Annotated in this window: 20 protein-coding genes; 8 read left to right on the top strand and 12 right to left on the bottom strand. The window is 67.7% G+C overall.

What is annotated here, in order from left to right; translation table 11 throughout:
* The first annotated feature begins 19 nt into the window (after positions 1-19).
* Entirely contained in the window at positions 20-2,809 is a 2,790-nt protein-coding gene (locus METFAM1_RS0101145; protein WP_019917646.1) for an AAA family ATPase, read from the top strand.
* A gap of 389 nt (positions 2,810-3,198) precedes the next feature.
* On the opposite strand, the gene METFAM1_RS0101140 is transcribed toward METFAM1_RS0101145, so the two are convergent.
* The 4 genes from METFAM1_RS0101140 to METFAM1_RS0101125 all read right to left on the bottom strand — a co-directional run bounded on the left by METFAM1_RS0101140 (position 3,199) and on the right by METFAM1_RS0101125 (position 8,274).
* Entirely contained in the window at positions 3,199-4,542 is a 1,344-nt protein-coding gene (locus METFAM1_RS0101140) for a replication-associated recombination protein A (protein WP_019917645.1), read from the bottom strand.
* Between the two features lie 41 nt (positions 4,543-4,583).
* Positions 4,584-5,222, bottom strand: a complete 639-nt coding sequence (gene lolA, locus METFAM1_RS0101135) for an outer membrane lipoprotein periplasmic chaperone LolA (protein WP_019917644.1) — start codon at positions 5,220-5,222, stop codon at positions 4,584-4,586.
* Positions 5,219-7,450, bottom strand: a complete 2,232-nt coding sequence (locus METFAM1_RS0101130; protein ID WP_024300355.1) for a DNA translocase FtsK — start codon at positions 7,448-7,450, stop codon at positions 5,219-5,221. Before METFAM1_RS0101130 ends, lolA begins: the two co-directional genes overlap by 4 nt.
* Before the next feature lie 200 nt (positions 7,451-7,650).
* A complete protein-coding gene (locus tag METFAM1_RS0101125; protein WP_019917642.1) occupies positions 7,651-8,274 on the bottom strand; it encodes a Crp/Fnr family transcriptional regulator in 624 nt (207 codons plus the stop codon).
* A 349-nt stretch (positions 8,275-8,623) separates the two neighbouring features.
* Here METFAM1_RS0101125 and trxB point away from each other — a divergent pair, with 349 nt between their 5' ends.
* Complete coding sequence (trxB, locus tag METFAM1_RS0101120) at positions 8,624-9,580, top strand: thioredoxin-disulfide reductase (RefSeq protein WP_019917640.1); 957 nt, start codon at positions 8,624-8,626, stop codon at positions 9,578-9,580.
* 23 nt (positions 9,581-9,603) lie between these two features.
* Positions 9,604-10,182 (top strand): Smr/MutS family protein, encoded by a 579-nt coding sequence (locus METFAM1_RS0101115; RefSeq protein WP_019917639.1) that lies wholly within the window; start codon positions 9,604-9,606, stop codon positions 10,180-10,182.
* Positions 10,183-10,204: 22 nt separating this feature from the next.
* On the opposite strand, the gene METFAM1_RS0101110 is transcribed toward METFAM1_RS0101115, so the two are convergent.
* On the bottom strand, positions 10,205-10,543 hold the full coding sequence (locus METFAM1_RS0101110; protein ID WP_019917638.1) for a P-II family nitrogen regulator: 339 nt from the start codon (positions 10,541-10,543) through the stop codon (positions 10,205-10,207).
* 231 nt (positions 10,544-10,774) lie between these two features.
* Here METFAM1_RS0101110 and METFAM1_RS0101105 point away from each other — a divergent pair, with 231 nt between their 5' ends.
* Complete coding sequence (locus METFAM1_RS0101105) at positions 10,775-12,628, top strand: tetratricopeptide repeat protein (RefSeq protein WP_019917637.1); 1,854 nt, start codon at positions 10,775-10,777, stop codon at positions 12,626-12,628.
* Positions 12,625-14,970, top strand: a complete 2,346-nt coding sequence (locus tag METFAM1_RS0101100) for a tetratricopeptide repeat protein (RefSeq protein ID WP_019917636.1) — start codon at positions 12,625-12,627, stop codon at positions 14,968-14,970. Before METFAM1_RS0101105 ends, METFAM1_RS0101100 begins: the two co-directional genes overlap by 4 nt.
* A 49-nt stretch (positions 14,971-15,019) precedes the next feature.
* Here METFAM1_RS0101100 and METFAM1_RS0101095 read toward each other — a convergent pair whose 3' ends face one another.
* Complete coding sequence (locus METFAM1_RS0101095; protein WP_019917635.1) at positions 15,020-16,636, bottom strand: NAD+ synthase; 1,617 nt, start codon at positions 16,634-16,636, stop codon at positions 15,020-15,022.
* A 4-nt stretch (positions 16,637-16,640) separates the two neighbouring features.
* Positions 16,641-17,189 carry an oligoribonuclease gene (gene orn / locus METFAM1_RS0101090; RefSeq protein WP_019917634.1) on the bottom strand — a complete coding sequence of 183 codons (549 nt, stop codon included), beginning with the start codon at positions 17,187-17,189 and terminating at the stop codon, positions 16,641-16,643.
* A gap of 140 nt (positions 17,190-17,329) precedes the next feature.
* Between orn and METFAM1_RS0101085 the strand changes: the two genes are divergently transcribed.
* From METFAM1_RS0101085 to rsgA, 3 genes are read left to right on the top strand one after another with little or no spacing between them, the layout of a single operon-like run.
* Positions 17,330-18,562, top strand: a complete 1,233-nt coding sequence (locus tag METFAM1_RS0101085; RefSeq protein ID WP_019917633.1) for a M48 family metallopeptidase — start codon at positions 17,330-17,332, stop codon at positions 18,560-18,562.
* Positions 18,563-18,564: 2 nt separating this feature from the next.
* The gene (locus tag METFAM1_RS0101080; RefSeq protein WP_019917632.1) at positions 18,565-18,903 is read left to right on the top strand and encodes a 4a-hydroxytetrahydrobiopterin dehydratase; all 339 of its coding nucleotides are present in this window, start codon (positions 18,565-18,567) and stop codon (positions 18,901-18,903) included.
* A gap of 4 nt (positions 18,904-18,907) precedes the next feature.
* Positions 18,908-19,792: a ribosome small subunit-dependent GTPase A gene (gene rsgA / locus METFAM1_RS0101075; protein ID WP_019917631.1), complete on the top strand. Its 885-nt coding sequence runs from the start codon at positions 18,908-18,910 to the stop codon at positions 19,790-19,792.
* Between the two features lie 352 nt (positions 19,793-20,144).
* Here rsgA and pelG read toward each other — a convergent pair whose 3' ends face one another.
* The 5 genes from pelG to METFAM1_RS0101050 form a co-directional block, all read right to left on the bottom strand.
* Complete coding sequence (pelG, locus tag METFAM1_RS0101070) at positions 20,145-21,515, bottom strand: exopolysaccharide Pel transporter PelG (protein ID WP_019917630.1); 1,371 nt, start codon at positions 21,513-21,515, stop codon at positions 20,145-20,147.
* A complete protein-coding gene (gene pelF / locus METFAM1_RS0101065) occupies positions 21,515-23,092 on the bottom strand; it encodes a GT4 family glycosyltransferase PelF (RefSeq protein ID WP_024300353.1) in 1,578 nt (525 codons plus the stop codon). Before pelF ends, pelG begins: the two co-directional genes overlap by 1 nt.
* A gap of 66 nt (positions 23,093-23,158) precedes the next feature.
* Entirely contained in the window at positions 23,159-24,160 is a 1,002-nt protein-coding gene (locus METFAM1_RS0101060; protein WP_019917628.1) for a tetratricopeptide repeat protein, read from the bottom strand.
* Positions 24,150-25,538 carry a PelD GGDEF domain-containing protein gene (locus tag METFAM1_RS0101055; RefSeq protein ID WP_019917627.1) on the bottom strand — a complete coding sequence of 463 codons (1,389 nt, stop codon included), beginning with the start codon at positions 25,536-25,538 and terminating at the stop codon, positions 24,150-24,152. Before METFAM1_RS0101055 ends, METFAM1_RS0101060 begins: the two co-directional genes overlap by 11 nt.
* Entirely contained in the window at positions 25,535-26,062 is a 528-nt protein-coding gene (locus tag METFAM1_RS0101050; RefSeq protein WP_019917626.1) for a hypothetical protein, read from the bottom strand. Before METFAM1_RS0101050 ends, METFAM1_RS0101055 begins: the two co-directional genes overlap by 4 nt.

The raw sequence follows: 26,062 nt of genomic DNA, 5'->3' as shown, positions 1-26,062 counted from the left end.
GCGCTGACGATCCACGACCATGTTCCACATCAAGCAACTCGAACTGGTGCACTGGGATTTCTGGCGCCGCTTCACGCTGCCGCTCGACGCCCAGATCATCACCATCGTCGGCCCCAATGGCTCCGGCAAGACCACGCTGCTCGATGCGCTGCGCACGCTGTTCGCGCTGCGCTGTTCCGGCAAGCGCGACTTCCGCCGCTACGTCCGCCGTGCCGACCGCGACTTCGCCTGGATACGCGCGGTGGTGGCCAACGTGCCGGGCGGCACCGGCAAGCGGCCCTTCTTCCCCTGCATCCACGACGAAGTGACGCTGGCCTGCCGCATCAAGCGCGCCGGCGGCGACTGGACGCGCGACTACGCCATCGTCGACGGCAATGTGGCGATCGAACAGCTGGAAGCCGGCAGCGACTGGGCCGGCCTGCGCGACTACCAGAACCGCCTCGCCTGGGGCGGCCTGACGCCGGCCATCGCCAAGGTGCTGTCGCTCGAACAGGGCGATACCGACAAGCTGTGCGAATACTCGCCGCGTGCCCTGCTCGACCTCGTGTTCGACGTGTTCGGCGACAAGGAGGTGCTGGACAACTACCAGGCCGCGCGCGAGGAACAGAAGAGCGCCGAGCGCGAACTGGAAAGCATCGGCCTCGATCTCGACCGCCTGCGCACCCAGGCCGAAGCCAAGCGCATGGAAGCCGACAACTACCTCGAATGGAAACAGCATTCGGACGAAGCGCACGCGCTGGAGGCCGAAATCGTGCCGCGGCTGGAAGTGGCCGAACTGAGTCGCGACATCGAGGGCGAGCGCAGCGGTCTGACGCGGCTGCGTGAAGACCTGCGCAGGCTGCGCGTCGAGCACGACGCCGTGTCGGCGCGGCTGGAATCGGTGAAGGGCGAGCGCGACGCCGCGAAGTCGGCGCTGGATGCCGCACGCGCAGCCGAGAAGGCCACCGAGACCGAACAGCTGGCGGCGCATGACGCGCTGCGCGACATCGAGCGCCTGCTCGACGAGGAGCGCAAGCTGCGCGAACGCGTCGCCAGCGAGCATGGCGCCGACGCGCTGGCGCTGGAAGCCGAGCACGCCGAGGCGGAATCGACCGCCGCCCGGCTGGCCGCCGACGAGCGCGCACTGGTGCTGCGCTTCGAAGAAAAGACCGAAGCGCTGCGCGCCGCACGTGAACGCCGCGGCGCACCGAGCGACCGCGAAGTGAGTGAATTCCGCGCCGCGCTGGACGAAGCCGGCATCGCGCACAGCGCGCTGTCCGACGTGGTCGAGGTGACCGACACCGCCTGGCAGGCGGCGCTCGAAGCGGTGCTGCGGCCCTACCGCCACCTCATCCTGCTGGAGCGCGAGGACGACCGCCACACCGCCTGGGCACTGGGCGAACGCGCGCGCTTCCGCCACTTCATCGTCGGCGAACGCGAAACCGCGGCCGCGCCGCGTGCCGGTTCACTGGCCGAAGTGGTGCGCTTCGCCGCCCCGGTACCACGCTGGCTGTGCGACCTGCTGAACCGCATGCAGCGCGTCGACGACGCCGAAGCGGCGCGCAGCCTGCCGCGCGACGCTGAATGGATCACCCGCGACGGCTATCACAAGGAACGCCGCGGCGCCCGCCACCTCGGCCGGCCCGCCGAATTCCACTTCGGCGAGCTGGCGCGCCAGGCGCGTATCGCCCAGCTCGGCGCCGACATCGCCGCGCTCGACAACCAGCGGCGCGAACTGAGTCCGCAGCTCGACGCCGCGCGCGAACGGCTGAAGGCACTGCGCGCCCGTCTGCTCGGCCTGCAGTCGGCCACGCTGCTGGCCGAACGCAGCGCCGAATTCGCCGCCGCCGCGCAGGCCCAGCCTGCGGCACGCGAACGCAGCGCAGCCGCCGAAGCGGCACGCGATGCCGCCCGCCGCGAAGTCGAGCGGCTGAACGAGAACCTGCGTGGTATCGAGGTGGAGTCCGACCGCCGCCGCCGCGAGATCGACGACACCGGCCGCCGGCTGCGCGAACTGAGCCAGGAGTCGGCGCCGCGCCGCAGCGAACAGGCGCGCCGCCTGCTGCAGCTGCGCGCGCGTCGTCGCGGTATGCCGGCGCACTGGCTGGACCCGCAGGAACTGGCGCAGCTTGCCGAACGTTACGGCGACGCCCGCGCCGCGCGGCGCGAACTGGGCCGCCTGCGCGAACTGCTGGCGCGCGGCGACTGGATCACCGACCCGTCGGCGCTGACGCTGCGCGAACGCCTGCGCGACGATCTGACCAAGCGCGAACAGGACTACGCCGCCCGCCAGGGTTACTGCGCCACCGCGCGCCGCCTGACCGACGACGCGCGCTCGGCCTACATCGCCAAGCTGCGCGCCACGGTGCGCCAGTACGCGAAGAACCTGCGCGCCCTCGGCGACCTGGCCGGCGTCGGCGTCGACTGCCCGACGCCGCATCTGGACAACGACGACCTGTCGCTGGCCCAGGCCGGGCTGGACGTGAGCTTCGACTTCGACCGCAAGGGCGCGGTCGGCCTCAACGACGGCGAAGCGTCAGGCGGCCAGCAGGTGATGAAGTCGCTCATCCTGCTGATCGCGCTGCTGATGGACGACACCCGACCGGGCGGCTTCGTATTCATCGACGAACCCTTCGCCCACCTCGACGTCGCCAACATCGACCGCGTCGGCCGCTTCCTTGGCGCCACGCGCGCGCAGTACCTGATCACGACACCGGTCACCCACAACGCCAACGTATTCGCGCCGGCCCAGCTCACGCTGGTCACCAGCAAGAAGGCGCCGGGCGAAGGCTGGGCACCGCCGATCGGAGTGCTGAAGCGGGCGAAATAGCGCGTCGCCGAGCTTCACCGCCGCTGTCGGGGTCGGAAGACCCCTCCCACAAAACCCCGGCTCCGGCCTCGGCGTGGGAGTGCTTTCGTGGGAGCGACCTCTGGTCGCGATGCGGCCTCGGTCGACCGCAGGCTTCGATCAAGGCCGCATCGCGAGCAAGCTCGCTCCCACAGTCTTCGGCACGGGACTGCGCCATTGCCGCCGACAGGGCCTGAAACCGGCCCTGCGCATTTCCTACCGCCGCTGTCGGGGTCAGAAGACCCCTCCCACAGAAATCCGGCTCCGGCCACAGGTCGGGCACGATCTCTCCCAAGAACCCCGGCTACTGCCGCGGGTTGGGCGCGATCCCTGTGGGAGCGGCCTTGGCCGCGACGGCGCGGTCGCCTCGATCACTCCCCGCGGGCCTTGCGGTCTTGTTCGCGCAGCCAGTTCAGCTTCTCGGCAATCTTCGCTTCCATGCCGCGGTCGGTCGGCTGGTACCACTGCACGTCGCGCATGCCATCCGGCAGGTAGCGCTCGCCGGCCGCGTAGCCGCCCTCTTCGTCGTGCGCGTAGCGATACTCGGCGCCGAAGCCCATGTTCTTCATCAGCTTGGTCGGCGCGTTTCGCAGGTGCAGCGGCACCGGTCGCGAGCCGTCCTCGGCGACGAAACGGCGCGCCGCGTTGTAGGCCATGTACACGGCGTTCGACTTGGCCGCGCAGGCGAGGAAGATGACGGCCTGCGCCAGCGCCAGCTCGCCTTCGGGTGATCCGAGGCGCTCGTAGGTCTGACAGGCCTGCAGCGAAATTTCGAGTGCGCGCGGATCGGCCAGGCCGATATCCTCGACGGCCATGCGCACGATGCGCCGGCCCAGGTAGAGCGGATCGGCGCCGCCGTCGAGCATGCGCACGAACCAGTACAGCGCCGCGTCCGGATTGGAACCGCGTACCGACTTGTGCAGCGCCGATATCTGGTCGTAATAAGCGTCGCCGCCCTTGTCAAAGCGGCGCAGATTGCGCGACAGGGTGCTGTCGACGAAGGCCGCGGTGACCGGATCGACCTTGGCGGTGCGCGCGGCCGTGCCCAGCTGTTCGAGCAGGTTCAGCAGCTTGCGCGCGTCGCCGTCGGCGAAACCGATCAGCCGCGTACGCGCGTCCTCGTCGAAATTCAGGCCGCCGAGCGCGGCTTCGCGGGCGCGTTCGAACAGCGTCACCATTTCGTCCTCGGTCAGGCTTTGCAGCACGTAGACCGAGGCACGCGACAGCAGCGCCGAATTGACCTCGAAACTCGGGTTCTCGGTGGTGGCGCCGATGAAGGTGACGACACCCGATTCGACGTAGGGCAGGAAGGCGTCCTGCTGCGCCTTGTTGAAGCGGTGCACCTCGTCGACGAAGAGGATGGTGCGCCGCCCGGTGTTGGCGGCCACCGTCTCGGCACGCTGCATCGCCTCGCGGATGTCCTTGACGCCGGAGAACACGGCCGACAGCGCGGTGAACTCGGCGTCGAAGGCGTTGGCCATCAGCCGCGCCAGCGTGGTCTTGCCGACGCCCGGCGGGCCCCACAGGATCATCGAATGCGGGATGCCGGATTCGAAAGCGAGGCGCAACGGCTTGCCCGGCCCGAGCAGGTGCTGCTGGCCGATCACCTCGTCCGGCGTTTTCGGACGCAGCAGCTCGGCCAGCGGCGCGTTGGCCGAGGCACGAGCCTCGGTCGCGGACGCGGCACGCGCCGGAGGTGCCGGCTCGTCCGGCATGCCGAAAAGGTCAGTCACTGCGGATCACTCGCGGCCCGGCTTCACTTCTTCGGGTCGTCGCTGATGACGTCTGCACCGGCCGGCGGCGTGAAGCGGAACTGCGCCGGATCGATGGCCGGGTTGCGCTCGAAGGAGGTGAAGCGCAGCTTCGTGGTCTGACCGAAACTGTCGCGCAGCACCATGCCGCGCAGCAGGCCGTCCTTGAAACCGATGCGCACCGCTTCGAAACCGCCTTCGTTCGCCTTCGGCTTGGCGTCGACCCAGTCCAGACCGTCCTCGCTGCCGCCTTCGCTGAGATCGAAATTCTTCTCGAGCTCGTTGCGGCCGGCCAGCAGCGCGGCCGGCGTCGACGCCAGCGCGTCACCCAGCGTCTTCACCGTCACCTGGTTCAGGTCGCGGTCATGCACCCACAGCTTTTCGCCGTCACCGACCAGCAGCTGGTAGTAGGGCTTGTCATAGGTCCAGCGGAACTTGCCCGGGCGCGAGAAGGCCATCGTGCCGCTGGCGTTCTGCGGCTTGCGGCCCGACTTGGCGGTCACCTGCTGGTCGAAGGTGGCGCGGCCGGACTGCGTCGATTCGACGAAGGTGCGCAGTTGGTCGATCGCGCCGGCAAAGACGGACAGCGGCAGCGCCAGCGCGACGGCGGCGATGCCGCTGCGGATACGTGAAATCATGGTCATTCCTCGCGGGCGGGTGCGAGCACTTCGCGCCCGCCGGTTGCGTTCATCGGGGACACCAGACCCGAACGTTCCATCTGTTCGATCAGCCGCGCCGCGCGGTTGTAGCCGATGCGCAGATGACGCTGTACCAGCGAAATCGACGGCCGCCGGGTCTTCAGAACCACTTCGACCGCCTGGTCGTACAAAGGGTCCGACTCGCCGTCGGCACCGCCACCACCTGCGCCGTCGAGCGACAGTTCGCCGCCCTCGTCGTCACCGGTGCCACTGAGGATGCCTTCGACGTAGTCCGGCGCGCCGGTGGTCTTCAGGTGCTCGACCACCTTGTGCACTTCGCCGTCGGCGACGAAAGCGCCATGCACGCGCGTCGGCACGCCGGTGCCCGGTGCGAGGTAGAGCATGTCGCCCTGCCCCAGCAGCGCCTCGGCGCCCATCTGGTCGAGGATAGTGCGCGAATCGATCTTGCTCGACACCTGGAAGGCGATGCGCGTCGGTACGTTGGCCTTGATCAGGCCGGTAATCACATCGACCGACGGCCGCTGCGTCGCCAGGATCAGGTGGATGCCGGCCGCGCGCGCCTTCTGCGCCAGACGGGCGATCAGTTCCTCGATCTTCTTTCCGGCCACCATCATCAGGTCGGCCAGTTCGTCGATCACGACGACGATCATCGGCATCGTCGACAGCGGCTCGGGCGTCTCCGGCGTGATCGAGAACGGATTGGTCAGCGGCGTGCCTGCCTTCTCGGCGTCGGTGATCTTGCTGTTGTAGCCGGCGAGGTTGCGCACGCCCATCGCCGACATGAGCTTGTAGCGGCGGTCCATCTCGCCGACACACCAGTTCAGCGCGTTGGCGGCGTGCCGCATATCGGTCACCACCGGCGCCAGCAGATGCGGAATGCCTTCATAGACCGACAGTTCCAGCATCTTCGGGTCGACCATGATGAGCCGCACCTTGCTCGGATCGGCCTTGTACAGCAGCGACAGGATCATCGCGTTGATCGCCACCGACTTGCCGGAACCGGTGGTACCGGCGACCAGCACGTGCGGCATGCGCGCAAGGTCGGCCACCATGGGCTGGCCGCCGATGTCCTTGCCCAGCGCCATGGTCAGCGGGCTGGCCATGTCGTGATACACCGCCGAACCGAGGATTTCCGACAGGCGCACGATCTGTCGCCGGGTGTTCGGAATTTCCAGGCCCATGCAGCTCTTGCCCGGAATCGTCTCGACCACGCGGATGCTCATGACCGACAGCGCGCGCGCAAGGTCTTTCACCAGATTGACGATCTGGCTGCCCTTCACGCCGGTCGCCGGCTCGATCTCGTAGCGCGTGATGACGGGGCCGGGATACGCGGCCAGCACCTTCACCTCGACATTGAAGTCGGCCAGCTTGCGTTCGATCTGGCGCGAAATGAGTTCCAGCGACTCCGGACTGGGCGGATCGATGTCGGCCTTGGCTTCGTCGAGCAGCGCCAGCGGCGGCAGCGAACCCGGCAGGTCGGCGAACAGCGTCTGCTGCCGTTCCTTCTCGACCCGCTCCGACTTCTGCACTTCGACTTCGGGTACCTCGATGCGCACCGGTTCGCGCCGGCGCGTCGGCTTGCGGCGCTCCGCCTCGACCACCGCCTCGCGCTGTTCCGCCACCTGTTCGCCGATGCGGCGGTCGCGCCAGCGCGCCCATGCGCTCACGCTGGCGAACCACGCCAGTTCGAGCGCACGGCCGACCGTTTCGGCGGCACGCAGCCAGGTCACACCGGTCATCGCGCTGAGGCCGACACCCAAGGTCACCAGCAGCAGCAGCGTGCCGCCGGTGAAACCGAAAGCGCCGCTGATCAGGCGTCCGAGCTCGATACCCACCATGCCACCGGGTCCGACCGGCAACTCGGCGCCCATGCTGTGGAAGCGGATGGCTTCCAGTGCGCAGCTCGCCAGCAGCACCAGCAGGAAGCCGCCGAGCGCGACGAACAGCGGGCGGCGATCCTCGCGCCGGTCGGCGCTGCGCGACAGCCAGACGCAACCGCCGACCAGCATGATGACCCACCACCAGGCGGACAGACCGAACAGGAACAGCGCGAGATCGGACAGCCAGGCGCCGAAACGGCCGCCCGGGTTGTGCAGCTGTTCGACCACCGAGGCGTGCGACCAGCCCGGGTCGGCGCGATCGTAACCGCCGAGCACCATGACGAGGTAGAGCGCGATCGCGGCCAGCACGAGCCAGCGTGCTTCGTGCAGCACGGCGGCGATGCGTTCGGGAAGGGGAAGTTGCTGAGCGTCTTTCGCCACGAGGAAACGGTGCGGTGCCGGGAAAAACAAAGCGGGATTATATAAGCGGATGACGATGTCAGCCGGCGCGCAGGCGGACGGCCTGCAAAAGCACACGGGCCGCATCTGCGGCCCGTGTGCTCAATCGTGTGCAGCCACCGGGGCCGCGGGAATCAGACGGTTTCGAGCCGCTCGCGCAGCAGGATCTTGCCGTTGGTTTCCTCGATCAGGCCCTGCAGGTGCAGGTCCTTCATCACGCGCGACACCATTTCGCGCGACGCGCCGATCATTTTTGCGATGTCCTGCTTCGAAATCTTGCGGTTCACCACCTTCTCGCCATTCACGTCGTCCGCCATTTCGAGCAGCAGGCGGGCGACACGGCCATACACGTCCATCAGCGCCAGGCTTTCGATCTTGCGGTCGGCGGTGCGCAGACGGGCCACCAGATTGCGCATGATGAACATCGACACTTCGAAGTTCTCCTGCAGCACGCGCTTGAAATCGCTCTTGGCGATCACGATGAGGTCGCTCGGCACCACGGTGACTACGGTGGCGGAGCGCGGGTTGTCGTCGAGCACACCCATTTCGCCGAACAGTTCGCCCGGGCCCAGCATCGACAGGATGACCTCGCGGCCCTCTTCGTCGCTGACCAGCACCTTGAGACTGCCGGAAAGCACCAGATATACGAAATCCGTCTTGTCACCGGCACGCACGACAATGGAGCCGCGCGGCACACGCCGCATGTTCGCGACCTTGGCAACCGGTTCGAGGCTGCTGTCGGGCAGACCGCTGAACATCGAAAACGTCCGCAGAGCGGTAATTGAAACGGGGTGAGCCGTTACCATCAAAAGACCTCCTGATACGGGCATGCCGGACGGGGGACAGGCTGCGCCGCTTTGAATGGATCGTCGCGCCTGTGGTCATTACCGAAGTCGCACCGCTGCGACCGTTCGGCCATTCTGAGCCACAAACACTGAAGCGGCCCTGATTATAGGTAGTTTTTCACGCAGGAAACAAACTGCCCCAATATCTGTCATGTGTATCGGACCTGGGTCACAGGAACTTGAGGCCGCGAGGCAGTCGCCAGACGGGTCGCTATAATCCCCCGCCACCTCCCACACCCAACAGAACGAACGGATTTCCGCCATGGCTGCTCGTCACTCCCGTCTCCTCATCCTCGGCTCGGGGCCGGCCGGCTACACCGCCGCCGTCTACGCCGCCCGCGCCAACCTCAAGCCGGTGCTGATCACCGGCCTGGCCCAGGGCGGTCAGCTGATGACCACGACCGACGTCGACAACTGGCCGGCCGACGCCGAAGGCGTCCAGGGCCCGGACCTGATGGCCCGCTTCCAGCGCCACGCCGAGCGCTTCGAGACGGAAATGGTGTTCGACCACATCCATACCGCCCATCTGAAGGAAAAGCCGATCCGCCTGGTCGGCGACAACGGTGAGTACACCTGCGACGCCCTCATCATCGCTACCGGTGCCAGCGCCAAATACCTCGGCCTGCCGTCGGAAGAAGCGTTCGCCGGCAAGGGCGTGTCGGCCTGCGCAACCTGCGACGGCTTCTTCTACCGCAACCAGGACGTGGCGGTTATCGGCGGCGGCAATACCGCGGTCGAGGAAGCACTGTATCTGGCGAACATTGCACGCCATGTGACGGTGGTGCACCGCCGCGACAAGTTCAAGTCGGAAAAGATCCTGCAGGACAAGCTGTTCGAGAAGGAGAAGCAGGGCAAGGTGACGATACGCTGGCACAGCACGCTGGACGAAGTGCTGGGCGACAAGACCGGCGTCACCGGCATGCGCATCAAGTCGACGCTCGACGGCAAGACCGAGGACGTCGCGCTCGCCGGCGTGTTCATCGCCATCGGCCACCAGCCGAATACGCAGCTGTTCGAAGGCCAGCTCGACATGGAAGGCGGCTACATCGTCACCCAGGCCGGCCGCAACGGCAATTTCACCGCGACCAGCATTCCGGGCGTGTTCGCCGCCGGCGACGTGCAGGACCACATCTACCGCCAGGCGGTCACCAGCGCCGGCACCGGCTGCATGGCGGCACTCGACGCCGAGCGCTATCTGGACAGCCTCGGTCTGGCCTGATCCGCGCGTGAGCGCACAGCGCCATGTCGTCGAAAAAGCGGCGCCACCCGAAGGCGCCGGTACTGCCCAGCGAAGAGGACATCGCGCTGTTCCGGCAGGCGGTGGTCGGCGTACAGCCGATCACCACTGACCGCGTATTGCTCGAAACGCCACCGCCCCGCGCCTGGCCGCTGCAGCGCGAGGCCGACGACATGTCGGTGCTGGCCGAGTCGCTGCGCGGACCGCTGTCGATCGACCTGCGGCTGGAAGGCGGCGAAGAGCCGTCCTTCCTGCGCAGCGGACTGACGCGCCAGGTGCTGCGCGACCTGCGGCGCGGACGCTGGGTGTCGCAGGGGCAGATCGACCTGCACGGCGCCACGCGCGACGCGGCGCACGACCTGGTGGTCGAATTCCTGCACGACGCACACCGCCGCGGCATGCGCTGCGTGCGGGTGATCCACGGAAAGGGTCTGGGCTCGCCCGGCCGCGAGCCGGTGCTGAAAGGACTGGTGCTGGGCTGGTTGATGCACCGCCCGGAGGTGCTGGCCTTCTGTCAGGCCCGGCCGCACGAGGGTGGGGCCGGGGCGCTGATGGTGCTGCTGAAACCGGCCGCCCGCGACTGAGCGGCGGCCGGCCGGCGCGGAATCAGATCGCCGCTTCGCCCGATTCACCGGTGCGGATGCGCACCACCTGCTCGACCGGCATCACGAAAATCTTGCCGTCGCCGATCTTGCCGGTGCGCGCCGCCTTGATGATGGCCTCGACCGCCGGCTCGACCGTCTCGTCGGCCACGATGACCTCGATCTTGATCTTGGGCAGGAAATCGACGACGTACTCGGCGCCGCGATACAGCTCCGTATGGCCCTTCTGGCGGCCGAAACCCTTTACTTCAGTCACCGTCAGGCCGGTCACGCCGACTTCCGACAGGCCTTCGCGAACTTCGTCGAGCTTGAAGGGCTTGATGACTGCTTCGATCTTTTTCATGCGGGAGTCTCCTCGGTGAGGCCGCGAAGTATAAAGGCTTATGAGCCTGCCGTCGGCACCCCCTGAATCGGCGGGTCGCAGCTTCATTCGCAGATCCCGACCGCCGGGCGACCAATCGACCGGGGACATCTGCAGCACTCAGTGATAAAGGCAACACCGCGGCCGACAATGACGAATGCCTTTGCCAAGCCGACGGCATAATGCGCGCTGTCGCCCGCGTCAGAGTCCGCCATGTCCGCCCGCACCGCCCCGCACAGCACGCTGCGCACGAAGACCGTCATCCTGATTTCAGTCGCCATGATGCTGTCGGGGTCCGCCAACGGAGGGTCCGGCCCACGCGCCGTGTTCGAGCGCGCCTCGTCCAGCGTGTACGAGTTGTATCTGCAGGACGAGAACGGCGTTGCCGAGGCCGTCGCCAGTGCGCTGTCACTGGGCGGCGGTCGTTTCGTCACCCGCTGCGAAACCGGCTGGAACCCGCAACAGCACACCCTGCAACTGCGCAAGGACAGCACGGTCCTCATTGCACGGCTGGAGTCGCGCGACGCGCAGAACGCACTGTGTGCGCTGGTCGCCGACGGGGCCCGCAAGCTGCCGGCACCCAAGCTCGCCGGCCTGCCGTCGGCCGGGGACACCGTCTATGCCGTCAGTAACGGCCTCGGACTTGGCACCGGCATTTCCGAGGGCGTCGTGTCGGCGATACGCGGCGCCAACAACGAACGGCGCATCCAGTTCACGGCAGCCATCTCACCGGGCTCTGAAGGTGGCGGCCTGTTCGACGCCAGCGGCGCGCTGATCGGCATGATCGAAACGTCCAGGCGCGAAGGCCAGAACATCAATTTCGCCATCGAGGCCCGCCAGCTTGCCGGCGTTGCCCAGCGCGCCGCCGTCATCGACGCGGCCGCCCAGGAACAGGCGCGCCTTGCCGCCGAGGCCGAGCGCCTCGTCGCGGAGCAGAAATGGAGCGAACTGCTGCAGCATGCCGATCGCTGGGCCAAGCGTCACCGCACGAGCGTGGACGCGCAGATCGCGCGGGCACAGGCCAACGAGGGCATGAACAGGGTGCCGGCGGCCGAGGCCGCCTATCGCGCCGCACTCGCGCTGGACGGCAGCCATCGCCAGGCGGCCTTCGGCCTGTGCCGCACCCTGATCGGGCAGCAGAAGACCGACGACGCGCTGACCGCTGCCCGTCAGCTGACCGCCGATTTCGGCGACGAGCTCGACGCATGGCTGATGCTGGCTTACGCGCAAAGGATGGCGAAACGCCTCGATGAAGCGGAAGCGTCCTACCGTCACGCTCAGCAGTTGTATCCGTGGTCGAGCGGCCCGCTTGAGGGCCTCGCCCACATTGCAGCGCTTCGCGGCGACACCGCTGCGTCGCTCGACTATCGCAGGCGAGCGCACCACCTCGCGCGGAACGACACGGGCGCAGTGATGCGACTCGCCGACGCATACCTGGCGGCCCGGAAGCCGGAACGGGCACTGGAGCTCATCCTCGGGCAAGGCCCGTCGGCGGAAACCGATGGCGACCTGCTGTATTTCCGCGGCCGCGCGCTGGCGGCGCTCGGGCGTCCGCAGGAATCGTCGCGGGTGCTCAGGCTCAGCCTTGAGCACAAGCCCCTTTCACCCGCCTGGGTGTGGTCCGCCATCGGCGAGAACGCGTATGCCCAGCAGCGATGGACGGAGGCGATCGCCTCTTTCCGCAAGGCGATCGCGCTGTCGCCGGAAGAACCCCTGTGGCGCTGGCGGCTCGGTCTCGCACTGAAGGACTCCGCACATTTCGACGAAGCGATGGAAATCTTCAAGCGCTGGGCCAAGGACTTCCCCAAGGATCCGGACGGCTGGCGACAGATCGGATTCCTCCACGCCAGCGCGAACCGGAATGCCGACGCGGTGAAGTCACTGGAGCACGCCATCTCGATCGACCCGTCGCAGACCCAGGTCTGGCATGTGCTGGTCGAGGTCTACTACAAGCTCGATCGCTACGACGACGCCCGGCGGGCATACGGCCGGCTGCGCGAACTCGATCGCGAGCGCGCCGATCTCGCCTACCTCTGCTGCATCGTACCGCTGGAGATCACGCGATGATGCGCCGCGCCCTCTGCCTGCTGCTCGCCGCCCACGGCCTGCCCGCCTCGGCCGACACGCCACCGGCGGCATCGGTAAAAGCCGCGCTGTCCGGGGTGGTGACCGTCCGTGCCATCGACATCGAGGACCGTATCGCCGGCGAAGGCAGCGGTGTGGTGATCGCAGGCGCGACCGTCATCACCAATTGCCATGTCATCCGCTACGCGAAATCGATCTCCGTCAATGACGGCAAGAAGACACACAGCGCCCGCTGGACCCTCGGCGATATCGAGCGCGATCTGTGCCGGCTCGAGGTCGACACGCTCGACGCGCCTGCGGTCACGCAGCGGGCGGGTGCCACGCTCGCTATCGGCGATCGGGTGCATGCGATCGGCAACCCGCTCGGCCTGGGTGTCTCGGTCAGCAGTGGCCTGGTATCCAATCTGCTGACGGGCGACAGCGCCCCGATCATCGTCGTGTCGGCGTCGCTGTCGCCGGGCTCAAGCGGCGGCGGCCTGTTCGACGACCAGGGCCGGCTGGTCGGCATCACCACCGGCACCATGGTGGCGGGACAGAACACGAATATCGCGCTGCCATCCGAGTGGATCACCGATCTTGCCCGGACCGGCACGCCGCCGCCGCCGCCCTTCGTCGTGCCCGAAGCGGAGCCGCGCTGGGCGGAAGAGGCAGAGCGGCTGCGCGATTCACGCGACATGGCGGCACTGGCCGAATGGGCGAGCCGCTGGATCGACGCCCTGCCCGATGCGTCCGAGGCCTGGCGACTGCGCGGACTGGCGAGGATGAACCTCGGCCGCTACGACGAAGCCGAGCGCGACCAGCTGCGCGCACTCGAACTGCACGAGCGCAACGCCGCCGCCTGGGTCGAACTGGGCGATGTCCGGTTCGCCGGCAAACGCCCGGCGGAGGCATCCGCCGCCCTCGCCCGTGCGCGCGAGATCCTGCCCTTCTCCGGCTACCCTCATCGGGTCGAAGGCCGATGGCGGATGCAGCAGGGCGACGCGCAAGCTGCCAACGCGCTCGCCCAGCAGGCGGTCAAGCGCAACCCGAATGACGACGATGCCTGGGCGCTGCTGGCCGAGTCGCACGATGCGCTCGGCCAGCCTGCAGAAGCCGCCCGCGCCTGGCGCATCGCCCTGCGGCACCGGCCCGGAGAGGTGTCGTGGTCGGCCGCACTGGCGCGTTCGCTGAAGGCGGCCGGACAGACCGAACAGGCGCGCGCAGTGCTCTCGACCGCAAGTTCCGGCAGCGAAAACGTGGCGACGCTGATCGCGCTCGCGCACGAATCGCTGGCGCAGAGCCGCTATACCGAGGCCGAACAGGCGCTGCGCAAGGCGCTCGCCATCGCCCCTGCCTCCAACGATGCCGCCGCGCCGCTGGGCGCCCTCCTGATGGACAGCGGGCGGACCGAAGAGGGGCGGAAAATGATCGACGCGGTGCTGGCGCGCGACCCGGATCATCGCGAAGCGCAGTTGAGCCTCGCCCGGCATCTGGCCAACACCGGCGACCGCGCGGGCGCCGCAAAACTGCGTCAGCGGGTCGTTGCGCGTCACCCCGATGACGTCGCGGCGCTGCGCGAACTGAATCAGGTGCAGAGCCAGCTCGGCGACTGGCCGGGCGCACTTGCCAGCGCCCGCAATCTGGCCCGTCTGCCCGGCGCCACCGCGCCGGACCAGATCGCGTTGAGCGAGGCAGCGCTGCGTGCCGGGCTGGTGGACGAATCGCGCACTGCATTGACGCGCGCCGAGGCGGCCGCGCCTGACAGTCTTGAAGTGCTGCTCGCCCGCTGCGCGCAATACGGTCGCGAACAGGATCACGCGCGCTCCCTCGACTACGCGACCCGCGCGACCCAGCGCCATCCCACCGCGGGCCCGGCCTGGAGCAGCAAAGGCTATGTACTGATTCTGCTGGGCCGCCCGGCGGAGGCGGTGGAAGCACTCGAAGTCGCGGTGCGGCTTGACCCTCAGACCGTCAACGGCTGGATCAATCTGGGCCACGCACTGATGCTGAAGCGGGAAGTCGGCCGCGCGATCGAAGTGCTGGAGCGCGCCGAGCAACTGGCACCTGAGTCGCCCGACGGTCAGTTCTTCCTCGGTCAGGCTTACGGACAGAACAGGCAGTTCGCCAAGGGCATCGCGGTGCTGGACCGCCTGACGGCACGCTACCCCGGCTTCCTGAACGCCTGGCACGTGAAGGCTCTGGTACACGCCAACGCGCGCGACGCCGCCGGCCTGCGCAGCAGCTACCTCGGTTTGCGCCAGCAGAACGTCGCCGCAGCACAGTCACTGCGTAACGACATCCTGACGAAGATGCCGGATTTCGCGGCGGCGGTGAGCGATCCCTGAGACTCCACTCTGCGGGTCCGCGGACCGCGTCGCCCCGCCCGCGATCGCCTCAGTGCTCGTCCCGGTAACGATTGGTGATCGGATACCGCCAATCCTTCCCGAACCCCCGCTCCGTCACTCGCACGCCCGGCGGCGCCTGGCGGCGCTTGTACTCGTTCCGCTTCAACAGCCCGATCACCCGTTTCACGTCGTTCTCGGCGAAGCCGGCGGCGATGATTTCGCGCGGCGACTGGTCGCGCTCCATATAGGCCTGGATGATGGCGTCGAGAATTTCGTAGGCCGGCAGGCTGTCCTGGTCGGTCTGGTTCGGGCGCAGTTCGGCCGACGGCGCGCGGGTCAGGATGTTGTCCGGAATGTCATGGCGCCGGCTGTTGCGCCAGGCGCACAGGCGGTAGACGAAGGTTTTGTAGATATCCTTGATGACCGCGAAGCCGCCGGCGAGGTCGCCGTAGAGCGTCGAATAGCCGACCGCCATTTCGCTCTTGTTGCCGGTGGTGAGCACGATGGCGCCGGTCTTGTTCGACAGGGCCATCAGCATGATCATGCGGGCGCGGGCCTGCACGTTCTCTTCGGTGGTGTCGGCGGCAACGTCGCCGAACAGTGGTTGCAACATCTGCTCGAAGGTCTGCATCGCGGGGGCGATCGACACTTCGTCGTAGCGCACGCCGAGATTGCGTACCAGTTCGCGCGAGTCGTCCAGGCTCATCTGCGCGGTGTAGGGCGACGGCATCATCACTGCGCGCACGTGCTCGGCGCCGATGGCGTCGACGGCGATGCACAGCGTCAGCGCCGAATCGACGCCGCCCGACAGGCCGATCAGCGCCGACCGGAAGCCGTTCTTGCCGAGATAGTCGCGCACGCCCAGCACCAGCGCTTCGTAACAGTCCTGTTCGACCGTGGTGGTCGGCGGCAGCGGTTGGGCGACGATGTCGCCGGCGCTGAATTCAACGGTGGCGAAATGTTCGCGGCAGTGCGGTGCGCGCCAGGCCAGACGGCCGCGGCGGTCGAGCGCGAACGAGGCGCCGTCGAACACCAGTTCGTCCTGACCGCCGACCAGATTGCAGTAGACGACCGGCACGCCGGTGGCGAGCACGCGCTCCGCCACCACCTGTTCGCGGGTGACCGGCTTGTTCAGGTGATAGGGCGAGGCGTTGAGCACGGCCAGCAGTTGCGCGCCGGCGCCCGCGGCGGCCTCGGCCGCACCAGCCTCCCACACGTCGGCGCAGATGTTCACGCCCACCTGCACGCCCTTGACGTCGATCACCAGCGGCTGCGTGCCGGCGTCGAAGTAGCGTTCCTCGTCGAACACTTCGTAGTTCGGCAGGCGCATCTTGAAATAGGTGGCCTCGACGCGGCCACCGCGGATCAGGCTGGCGGCGTTGTACCGGCACTCGCCACTCGCGTGCGGGTGCCCCACCAATACGGCCAGATCACGCGGTGCCTCCGCAGCGATGCGGGCCAGCGCCTGCGCACAGGCGCGGTGGAAATCCGGGCGCAGCAGCAGGTCTTCCGGCGGGTAGCCGCACAGCGCAAGCTCCGGCGTCAGCAGCAGGTCGGCGCCCTGCTCGACCGCGCGGCGCGCGGCGTCGAGGATGAGCGAGGCGTTGTGGTCGAGATCGCCGACCACGCAGTTCAGTTGCGCAACGGCGATGCGAAGGGTGCTCATCGCCTCACTCCATGCGCAGGAAGTGTTCGCGGTAGAACTTCAGTTCGTCTATCGATTCGTAGATGTCGGCCAGCGCCTCGTGCCGCTGCGCCTTCTTGAACTGCGCGGCCAGTTGCGGCCGCCAGCGCTTGCACAGTTCCTTCAGCGTCGACACGTCGAGGTTGCGGTAGTGGAACCAGGCTTCGAGCGTCGGCATGTGGCGGGCGAGGAAACGGCGGTCCTGGCAGATCGAGTTGCCGCAGATCGGGCTGGTGCGCTCGGGTACGTACTGGCTCAGGAAGGCGATCATCTGCGCGGCCGCCTCGTTCTCGTCCAGCGTCGAAGCGCGTACGCGCTCGGTCAGGCCGGACTTGCCGTGGGTGGCGGTGTTCCAGCTGTCCATGCCGCCGAGCACTTCGTCGGACTGGTGCACCACCAGAACCGGGCCCTCGGCGATCACTTCGAGGTTCGCATCGGTGACCACGCAGGCCAGTTCGATCACGCGGTCGTTGTCCGGGTCCAGACCGGTCATTTCCATGTCCAGCCAGACGAGATGTGTGGGGTCCTGTGCCATAATCGAGAAAATTTCCAAGCGGGATTAATGCGTTCGTCCGAACGCGGATCGGCCCGATTTTGTCACACTCGCGTGACCTGGACTGAGTCTAAATTGACTCCGATCCTGACCGGAACCGCATCCACCCGAGGCAACCCACCATGCTCACCGAAATCTTCGTCGCCGCTCTCGTGCTGACCACCGGCGTGCGCCTGTGGCTGGCCACCCGTCACCGCGCCCACGTCGCCGCCCACCGCAGCGAAGTGCCGGTCGCCTTCCGCGAAGCGATCCCGCTCGAAGCCCACCAGAAGGCGGCCGACTACACGGTCGCGCGCGCCAGCCTCGGTCGCGCCGACGTCGTGATCGGCGCGCTGTGGCTGCTGGTGCTGACACTCGGCGGCGGCCTGCAGTGGATGTTCGATCTGGCCGGCAGCCTCGCCGGCGACGGCATGGTGCGCGACCTGGTGTTCATCGGCATCGTCGCCTTCGCTTCGTCGCTGATCGACCTGCCGGTGCTCATGTGGCGCACCTTCGTGATCGAACAGCGCTTCGGCTTCAACAAGATGACGCTGGGCATGTTCTTCGGCGACCAGATCAAGCACGGCCTGATCGGCGCCGCCATCGGCGCGCCGGCCGTCGCCGCGGTGCTGTGGATCATGGACAGCCTGGGCGCTGCCTGGTGGGTGTACGCCTGGGCCTTCTGGCTCACTTTCAGCCTCGCCATGATGGTGCTCTACCCGACCTTCATCGCACCGCTGTTCAACAAGTTCGAGCCGATGCCGGCAGGCGAGCTGCGCAGCCGCATCGAAGCGCTGCTCGAACGCTGCGGCTTCCGCTCCGACGGCCTGTTCGTGATGGACGGCTCGCGTCGCTCGGCGCACGGCAACGCCTACTTCACCGGCTTCGGCAAAGGCAAGCGCATCGTGTTCTTCGACACCCTGCTCAACCGCCTCGGCGGCGACGAGATCGAAGCGGTGCTGGCGCACGAGCTGGGCCACTACAAGCACCACCACATCTGGAAGCGCGTCGGCTGGATCGCCGCCGGCAGCCTCGCTTTCTTCGCCCTGCTCGGCTGGCTGGTCGACGCGCCGTGGTTCTTCGAACAGCTGGGCGTGTCGTCACAGGGCGATGCGATGGCGCTGACGCTGTTCGCGCTGGTGATCCCGGTATTCAGTTTCCCGCTGTCGCCCCTGCTGTCGCTGATGTCGCGCAAGCACGAGTTCGAGGCCGATGCCTACGCCGTGGCGCAGACCCGCGCCGACTGGCTGGTCACCGCGCTGGTCAAGCTGTACCGCGACAACGCGTCGACGCTGACGCCGGACCCGCTGTATTCGCAGTTCTACGATTCCCACCCGCCGGCCGCGCTGCGCGTGGCGCGGCTGCAATCCACCTGACGATGACCGCACAAGAACTCGCACAACAACACTGCACACCGCAGAAGGGCGCCCACCGCCGCATCGAGGGCGAAGCGCTCGCCGCGGCCCTGAAGGACCTGCGCGGCTGGATCGAAACCGACAAGCACATCGCCAAGGACTTCCAGTTCACCGACTACGAACAGACGGTCGCCTTCGTGAACCAGGTGGCCGCGCTGGCGGCGGCCGAAGACCATCACCCGGACATCATGTTCGGCGCCAACCGCGTACGCGTGGTGTTCACCACGCACAGCGTTCGCGGCGTGTCCCTCAACGACCTGATCTGCGCCGCCCGCATCGAGGCGATGCGCGACGCCGCCTGACGGTTTGAAAAAAAATCTGCAGCCGGCCGCCCGCATCGTGTCGGCCCACGGCCGGCACTACGTCGCGCGGCTGGAGGACGGCCGCGAGGTGCAGGCCTTCCCGCGCGGCAAGAAGTCGGACATCGCCTGCGGCGACCGCGTGCTGCTCGACATCCAGGGCGAAGATCAGGCGCGCATCGCCGAAGTGCTGCCGCGCACCAGCCTGCTCTACCGCAAGGACATGTGGAAGCAGAAGATGGTGGCCGCCAATGTCGATCTGGTCGCCATCGTCGTCGCCACCGAACCGTCGTTCAGTCCGGAACTGATTTCGCGCATCCTCGTGGCCTGCGAAGCGCAGCAGCTGCAGACGCTGATCGTGCTGAACAAGTGCGACCTGACCGCCTCGCTCGACGCCGCCCGCGCCGCACTCGCACCGTTCCGCGCGCTGGGTTACGAGGTGCTCGAAATGAGCGCGGTCGAGGGTGCGGACGCACTGCGCCCCTTCCTGCGCGATCACACCAGCGTGTTCACCGGCCAGTCCGGCATGGGCAAATCGACGCTGGTCAATGCACTGGTGCCCGAGGCGCGCGCCGCGACGCGTGAGGTGTCGCAGGCACTCGATTCGGGCAAGCACACCACCACCTACGCCAAGCTCTATGCGCTCGACGGCGGCGGCGCGCTGATCGACAGCCCCGGCCTGCAGGAATTCGGTCTCGCCCAGCTCGACGTGAACGACCTCGAACAGGCCTTCCCGGATTTCCGTCCGCATCTGGGCAAATGCCGCTTCCGCGACTGCGCGCACGACAGCGAACCAGGCTGCGGGCTGCGCGACCACGTAGCACCTGACCGCCTGGCGCTGTACCACCTGCTGCGCCACGAAATCACCACGGCATCCGCCCCGCAGTACTGAGCAGCGCCTGCGCGCATGTGCAAGGCCCCGTCGGGGTCAGAAGACCCCTCCCACAGAAACCTAGGCCCGGTCTCCAGTCGTGGATCGGGCGCCCCCCTGTGGGAGCGGTCTTCTGACCGCGACGCGGCAGATGCAGTCCGCTGGCTTCGATCAAGGTAGCAGTCGGGGTCAGAGGCCCCCTCCCACAGAGGCCAGGCCCAGGCTCCGGTCGCGGATCGGGCGCATACCCTGTAGGAGGGGTCTTCTGACCCCGACACGGCCGATGCAGTCCGCCGGCTTCGGTCAAGGCCGCTGTCGGGGTACCCCTCCTACAGAAACCCGGGCCGGGGCTCTGGCGGCGAAGCGGGCGCCCTCACTGCAGCATGAATGTCTCGTACTCCAGCCGCCCCAGCTTGCGGTCCAGCGCCCACAGGCCGAGCATCAGCGTCAGCAGCACCGACAGCGCATAGCCATAGCCGTAGAAGCTGGCGCCGAGCTGGAATGAAAGCGCGGTGAACGCGATGTTCGACAGGCAGAAGAAGCCGCACAGCGCGAGGATGATGCGGCGCTGGTCGAGGTAGAAGAACACGTTGAGCAGCGCCAGCAGACCGACCTGCAGGCTGGCCGCCAGGGTCTGGATATAGAGCAGCGGCAGGTTCAGTTCCGAAATCTCGAGCACCGCGAACACGGCCGGGCCGGCGACGATGGCACCCAGCATGGCCAGCGTCTGGATCTTGCCGATCTCGGCCAGCCCCTGGCGGATCGAATACACCATCTCGTCGCGCATGTCCTCGATGTATTCGAGCGAACCGCCGGTGCGGACCGCGTCGAAGAAGCGGTCGTAGTATTCGACGAAATCGGTTTCGATGCGCACCAGGAACACCGCCATGCCGGGAATGATGGACAGATAGGCCATGAATACCGGCAGGTCGTAGATGACCGACGCGCGCAGCGGGCCGATGATGGCGTCCGACGTTTCCGGCCAGCTCCAGAACATGAACTTGTCCACCCAGACGCCGAGGTTGTACAGCAGGCCGATCAGCATCAGCGACGGATAGCGCGTCTCGCGGCGGGCGAACTCGTAGGAAATCGTCATCCGCGAACGGTAGTGCCAGGCAGTGATCATCCACATGCCGACGAAGAGCACGAAGTGGCCGAGCACAAAACCGCCGAGCAGGCCTTCGAGCCCCCACGGCCGCGCCGCCAGTGCCGACAGCACGGTGACCGCGTAACCCAGCGCGTAGAGCAGCAGGATGGCGCGGTACATCTTGAGGCCGGACAGGAAGATGGTGGCCACCCAGATGCCGCACAACAGCACGAAGCCGGCCAGCATCAGCAGCCGGTAGGACACCGACAGGCCGGCGAACAGCGTGAACGCGAGCAGCAGGCCCACCACTCCGGCGACGGCCAGCACCCACAGCAGCAGGCCGTTGAAGTTGGACATGACCAGGTCGTCGCGCTTCTCGAACAGCCGATCCGATATGAAACGGGTGAAGGCGAGCTGGACCAGGCCGGTCAGGATGAGCGAGGTCGAGATCAGATAGGTGACCGACACCTGGAACTGGGTGATCAGGAATTCCGGCACCACCACCGCGCGCGACAGCAGACCCACCATCAGGATGCCGACGATGGACAGCACCCACGGTCCGGAGCCGATCACGCCGGCGTAGCTGTAGGCCTGCACCAGCCCGAGCAGACTGTCCTTCTTCAGCAGCTTGCGCAGTTCGAAACCGATGCCGGCCATCAGCGCGCTCCGTGTCCGAAGGGGCAGCCGCCGGTGCCGCGTGTGTCGCGCGCCAGCGCTTCGGCATAGACCGCGCGGTAGCGGTCGAACATCAGCGCGTCGCTGTAGTAGCGCTCGACGCGCGCGATGCCGGCCTGCTGTGCCGCCTGCCAGGCGGCGCCGTCGTTCAGCAGTTCGAGCGCGGCGTCGGCCAGCGCCTGCGGGTCGGCGATGCCGACCACGCGACCGGCCGCACCGAGCGCCTCGTCCTCCTCACCCAGGCCGTACATCAGCTGGCGGCAGGAGCCGACGTCGGTCGACACCGCTGGCACGCCGGCTGCATAGCCTTCGAGCAGCACCAGCGGCAGCGCCTCGGAAATCGACGACAGCACGACCAGACCGATCTTCGGCATCAGCTCGTCGATCTTCTGCATGCCAAGAAAGCGCACGTTGTCGGACAGACCCAGGCTGTCGACCAGGTTGCGGCATTCCTCGGCGTAGGCCGGATCCTCGTCGGCCGGACCGGCGATCCAGCCCTGCGCCTCGGGCATGCGATTGACCACGCGGCGCATCGCGCGCACGAAGGTCTTGATGTCCTTGATCGGCACCACGCGGCCGATCAGGCACAGCACCGGCGGCACGACGTCCGGCCGTTGCACGCGCAGCGGCGCCAGCCGCTGTATCGCCACCCCGTTCGGAATGTTGCGCGTGCGCGCGGCGTCCGCGCCGTCGGCCACCTGGCGCAGCCGGTTGGTTTCGTACAGCGCGATGATGGGGTCGGCGGCGGCGTAGGTGATGCGCCCCAGCCATTCGAAGAAGCGTATCCACAGCTGGCGGAAGTAGCTCAGTTCCGACGCGTCCTTCTGGAACACGTTGCGGTTGTCGCGTATCCACTCGTTCTGGTAGAGGTCGATCTTGCGTTCCTTGGTGTAGATGCCGTGCTCCGACAGCACCAGCAGACGCCCGGTCGACTGCGCCAGCATGGCGCCGAGAAAACCTGCGTAGCCGGTCGACACGCTGTGATAGACCTTGGCCGGCACCAGCGTGTGCGCGATGCGGGCGAGCTGCCACAGCGGCTGATGCATGATGCGCACCGTCCAGAAGTAATCGACGAAACTCGGGTCGCTGCAGTACTTGCGGTAGCGGTCGGTGACGATGTCCCACGACGCTTCGCTGCGCAGAAAGGCCTCCAGATCGATGCGCCCGCCGGGCCGGATGTCGCGGCAGGCTTCGGCGAACAGCGCGTCGACGTCGGCACCGCCATGGCGGAAGGACTCGTGGAGCGCCGCCATCCGCTCGAAAGCCTGCGCATCGCCGGGCATGCCAGACTTGCGGTCGTGCGCACTGGCGCCACCGCCGAGGTCGTCGTGCAGGTAGTGCGCTTCCAGATGCACCACGTTGTCCGGCAGCGCGTAGCGCATGTCGCCATAGTCACTGCGCCGGCTGCCGATGAACACCACGGCGAAGCGCAGCTCGGGATAGGCGCGGATGATCTGGTTCACCCAGCTCGACACCCCGCCCGCCACATAGGGGAAGGTGCCCTCAAGCAGCAGCGCCACATCGACGCCTTGCTCCGCCCGGCGGATCACCTCACTCACGGAATGGTCCTCCGTCGCTGCCGCAAGAAGGAAGGCTGTTGTCGAACCGATCGATCAGTGTTGCACTCATGCCTGCCCCCAGAATTTCAGCACCGGCTGCAGCCGCGACAGACCTTCCCAGTCCTGCATCGTCTGCAGCAGCGCGCGCACCTGCGCGAAGTCGCGGCGGGCGAACGCCAGTTCGGCCAGATAGGGCACGACGCGCGAGGCCGGCAGGCCCAGTTCGCGCGCGCGCCGGTAGGCCGCGTCGGCCTCCTCCAGCCGGCCCATCTGCTGCAGCAACCGACCGTGCTGCAGATGCAGCGCCGGGTCGTTGCCGTGCGTCTGCAGCGCGGTTTCGCTGTAGCGCAGCGCCTCGCCGACCGCGTAGTCGAGCAGGTCGCCCTGCACCAGCCCCTGATAGATGAGCTCCCAGTACAGCGCCGCCAGCTGATGCGCGACACGGCTGCGCTGCTCGGCGTCGCGGCTCGCGGCGTAGCGCTGGCGCGCTTCGTGGATGTCGGCGTTGAGGCGCTTCTCGCGGCTGTCGAGCAGGCCGTAGGCGAGCAGACGCAGGTCGTCCTCCGAATCGCCGAGCAGTTCGCGCAGCACCGGCGAACCGATGCGCGACGGCGCGTGCGACAGCGCCACCATCGCGCGCAGACGCTGCGGTACCGGCGCACGTTCGTTCTTCAGGAACTGGCGCACGCCGGCCTGACGGAAGCCGGCCGCCGATTTCTCGCTGCTTTCGTGGATGTCCAGATCGGGCAGCCGCACGGCCGAGAAGCGCTGCGGCGCCTTCAGCCGCGGCAGCAGGTGACGCATCAGCGCACCGGCCAGCACGCCGACGAAACCGAGCACCGGCACGAAGAAGATGCAGCTGAACAGCAGCGACAGCACGCTGGTGCGCGGCTTCGAGCGGGCCGGCGGAATCAGCGCGTACACCGCCAGCGCCAGCATCAGGCTGGCCGGCGCGTGTGCCGCCAGGTAGGCGGACAGCGCGAGGTCCGGCGCGTCGATGCTGCCCAGACCATAGAAGGCGGTCAGCTCGGCGAGCAGCGCGGCGAAGGCGAGCTGGCTACTGCCCATGCCGCACCTTCAGCACCGAGCTCAGCAAGGCGACCGGTTCGACCTGATCCAGCATGCTGATGCGGCTGCCGACGCCGCTGTCGTCCAGTCCGCCGCCACGGTGCTGGCGCAACCAGTTGTCGATGCGCGCCAGATAGCCTTCGACCGCGGCACTGCCGGCCAGCGGCATCAGCGTCAGCAGGCGCGGGCGATCGCCGCCGTCGACCCGCCACACCACGTCGAGCGAACGCTGGATGCGGGCGATCTGCAGCGCCAGTTCGCGCCCCTCCTCGCCGGCCGGAAACTCCAGCGTGACCAGCGCGCTGGCAACGCCGGATTCGACTCGTACGCGCCACATGCGCGCCAGCTCGAAAGCGAAATCGAGCGGGCAGTCGGCGAAGCGCGCACGCAGCGGCGCCGCCAGCTCGCTCGCCGACAGGCCGTCGGCGTAATAGCCGAGCAGCAGGTTCAGCATCTGCAGCGTCTCTTCGTGCAGCGCGAAGAAAGGCATGCGTTCGACCACCAGCAGCGCGCGCATCGCGCCACTCATGTCGCTCAGTGGTGCCACCACCAGATAGCGCGAGCCGCCGTCGGCGCGCTCGTCGTCGAGCGCCACGTGGGCGAGACGGCGACGCTCCAGAGCGAAGCCGATCAGCGGATCGGCGGCATCGATTTCGAAGGACGCGCCGAGGTAGGCCGGCGTGCCGTCGGGGCGGCCGTCGGCATCGACCGGCAGCAGCGCCGCGCGTTCGATCTGGCAGTACTGCGCCACCAGGCGCAGCAGGTCGGGCGCGCCGGGCAATGCTTCACCGGCCGCGCCGGAGGCGGACGCCAGTGCGCGCAGGCTCACCAGCGCGTCGCGCATCGACACCGGGCGCGAAATCAGATCCTGCTCCAGCCGGTCGTGCGACAGGCGCAGCAGATAGTGCTGGTGTGTCAGGTATTCCAGCCGCTGTTCGAGATAGGCCTGCACGCTTTCCGCACGGCGCACGCGATTGCGCCACAGCGACGAGAACTCGCCGCAGATCATCACCGTGATGAGCCAGCCGAGGAAATACAGCTTGGGGAGTTCGCCCAGCGCCACACCCAGTTCGCCGAACACGAACCACGCAGCGAACACGATGGCGCTGGCGGCCAGACCGGGAATCGGGCCGTAGCGCAGCGCCACCAGCACCGGGCCGAGCCACACCCAGGCGAACTGCGCCCGCAGGAAGAAGGGGTCGAGCGGATTGAGCCAGAAGGCAAGCAGCAGCGCGAGCAGCGGCGTGGCCAGCGTCTCCGCCACGGCTGCCGCACCGGCGCCGGATGCGGTCGGCGTGAAGCGCGCCAGCAACCGCCGCAGCAGCGGCTCTTCGGTGCGCCGGATGACCGGCTTCTCGCCGGGCGAGCGTTCGTTCATTTGAGCGCCGGCACCAGCAGCGACTTGATCAGTTCCTGCGCCACCGCGGCCAGCGACTCGCGGCTCCAGCCGCTCTTGCCGCCAACGCCGCTCCACAGCACGCGACCGCTCTCCAGTTCGACGATCTGCAGCGCGATGCCGACGGCCGGCTCGCCATCGACGCCCACCTTGTAGCGCCACTCATCGACCGTACCGGTGACGGCATAGCGCGCACCCTGGGCCTTCGCCCATTCGATCGCCTTCGCGTCGTCCTTCGCCTGCCCGGTCTCGAACAGGTTGTCGCGCTGCAGATCGGACGGATAGCGCTGCACGTTGGCGACGCCGAGCGCACGCAGCAGGTTTTCGGTCACCGCCTCGGCGCGCTGGCCGGCGAACGGCGTTTCGGTGGCGTTGCCGAAGGGCAGCAGCACCCAGGCGGCCGACTTATCGGCGCCGGACGGGGCCGAGTGGTCGATGACGGCGCAGCCGGCGAGCAGCGCCAGCGCGGCAGTGAGACCGGCGATGAAGGTGATCAGGCGTTTCAT

The sequence above is a fragment of the Methyloversatilis discipulorum genome (assembly GCF_000527135.1).
GTDB lineage: Bacteria > Pseudomonadota > Gammaproteobacteria > Burkholderiales > Rhodocyclaceae > Methyloversatilis > Methyloversatilis discipulorum.
Note: the sequence above shows the minus strand (reverse complement) of the source record. Positions and strands in the feature narration are given on the sequence as shown.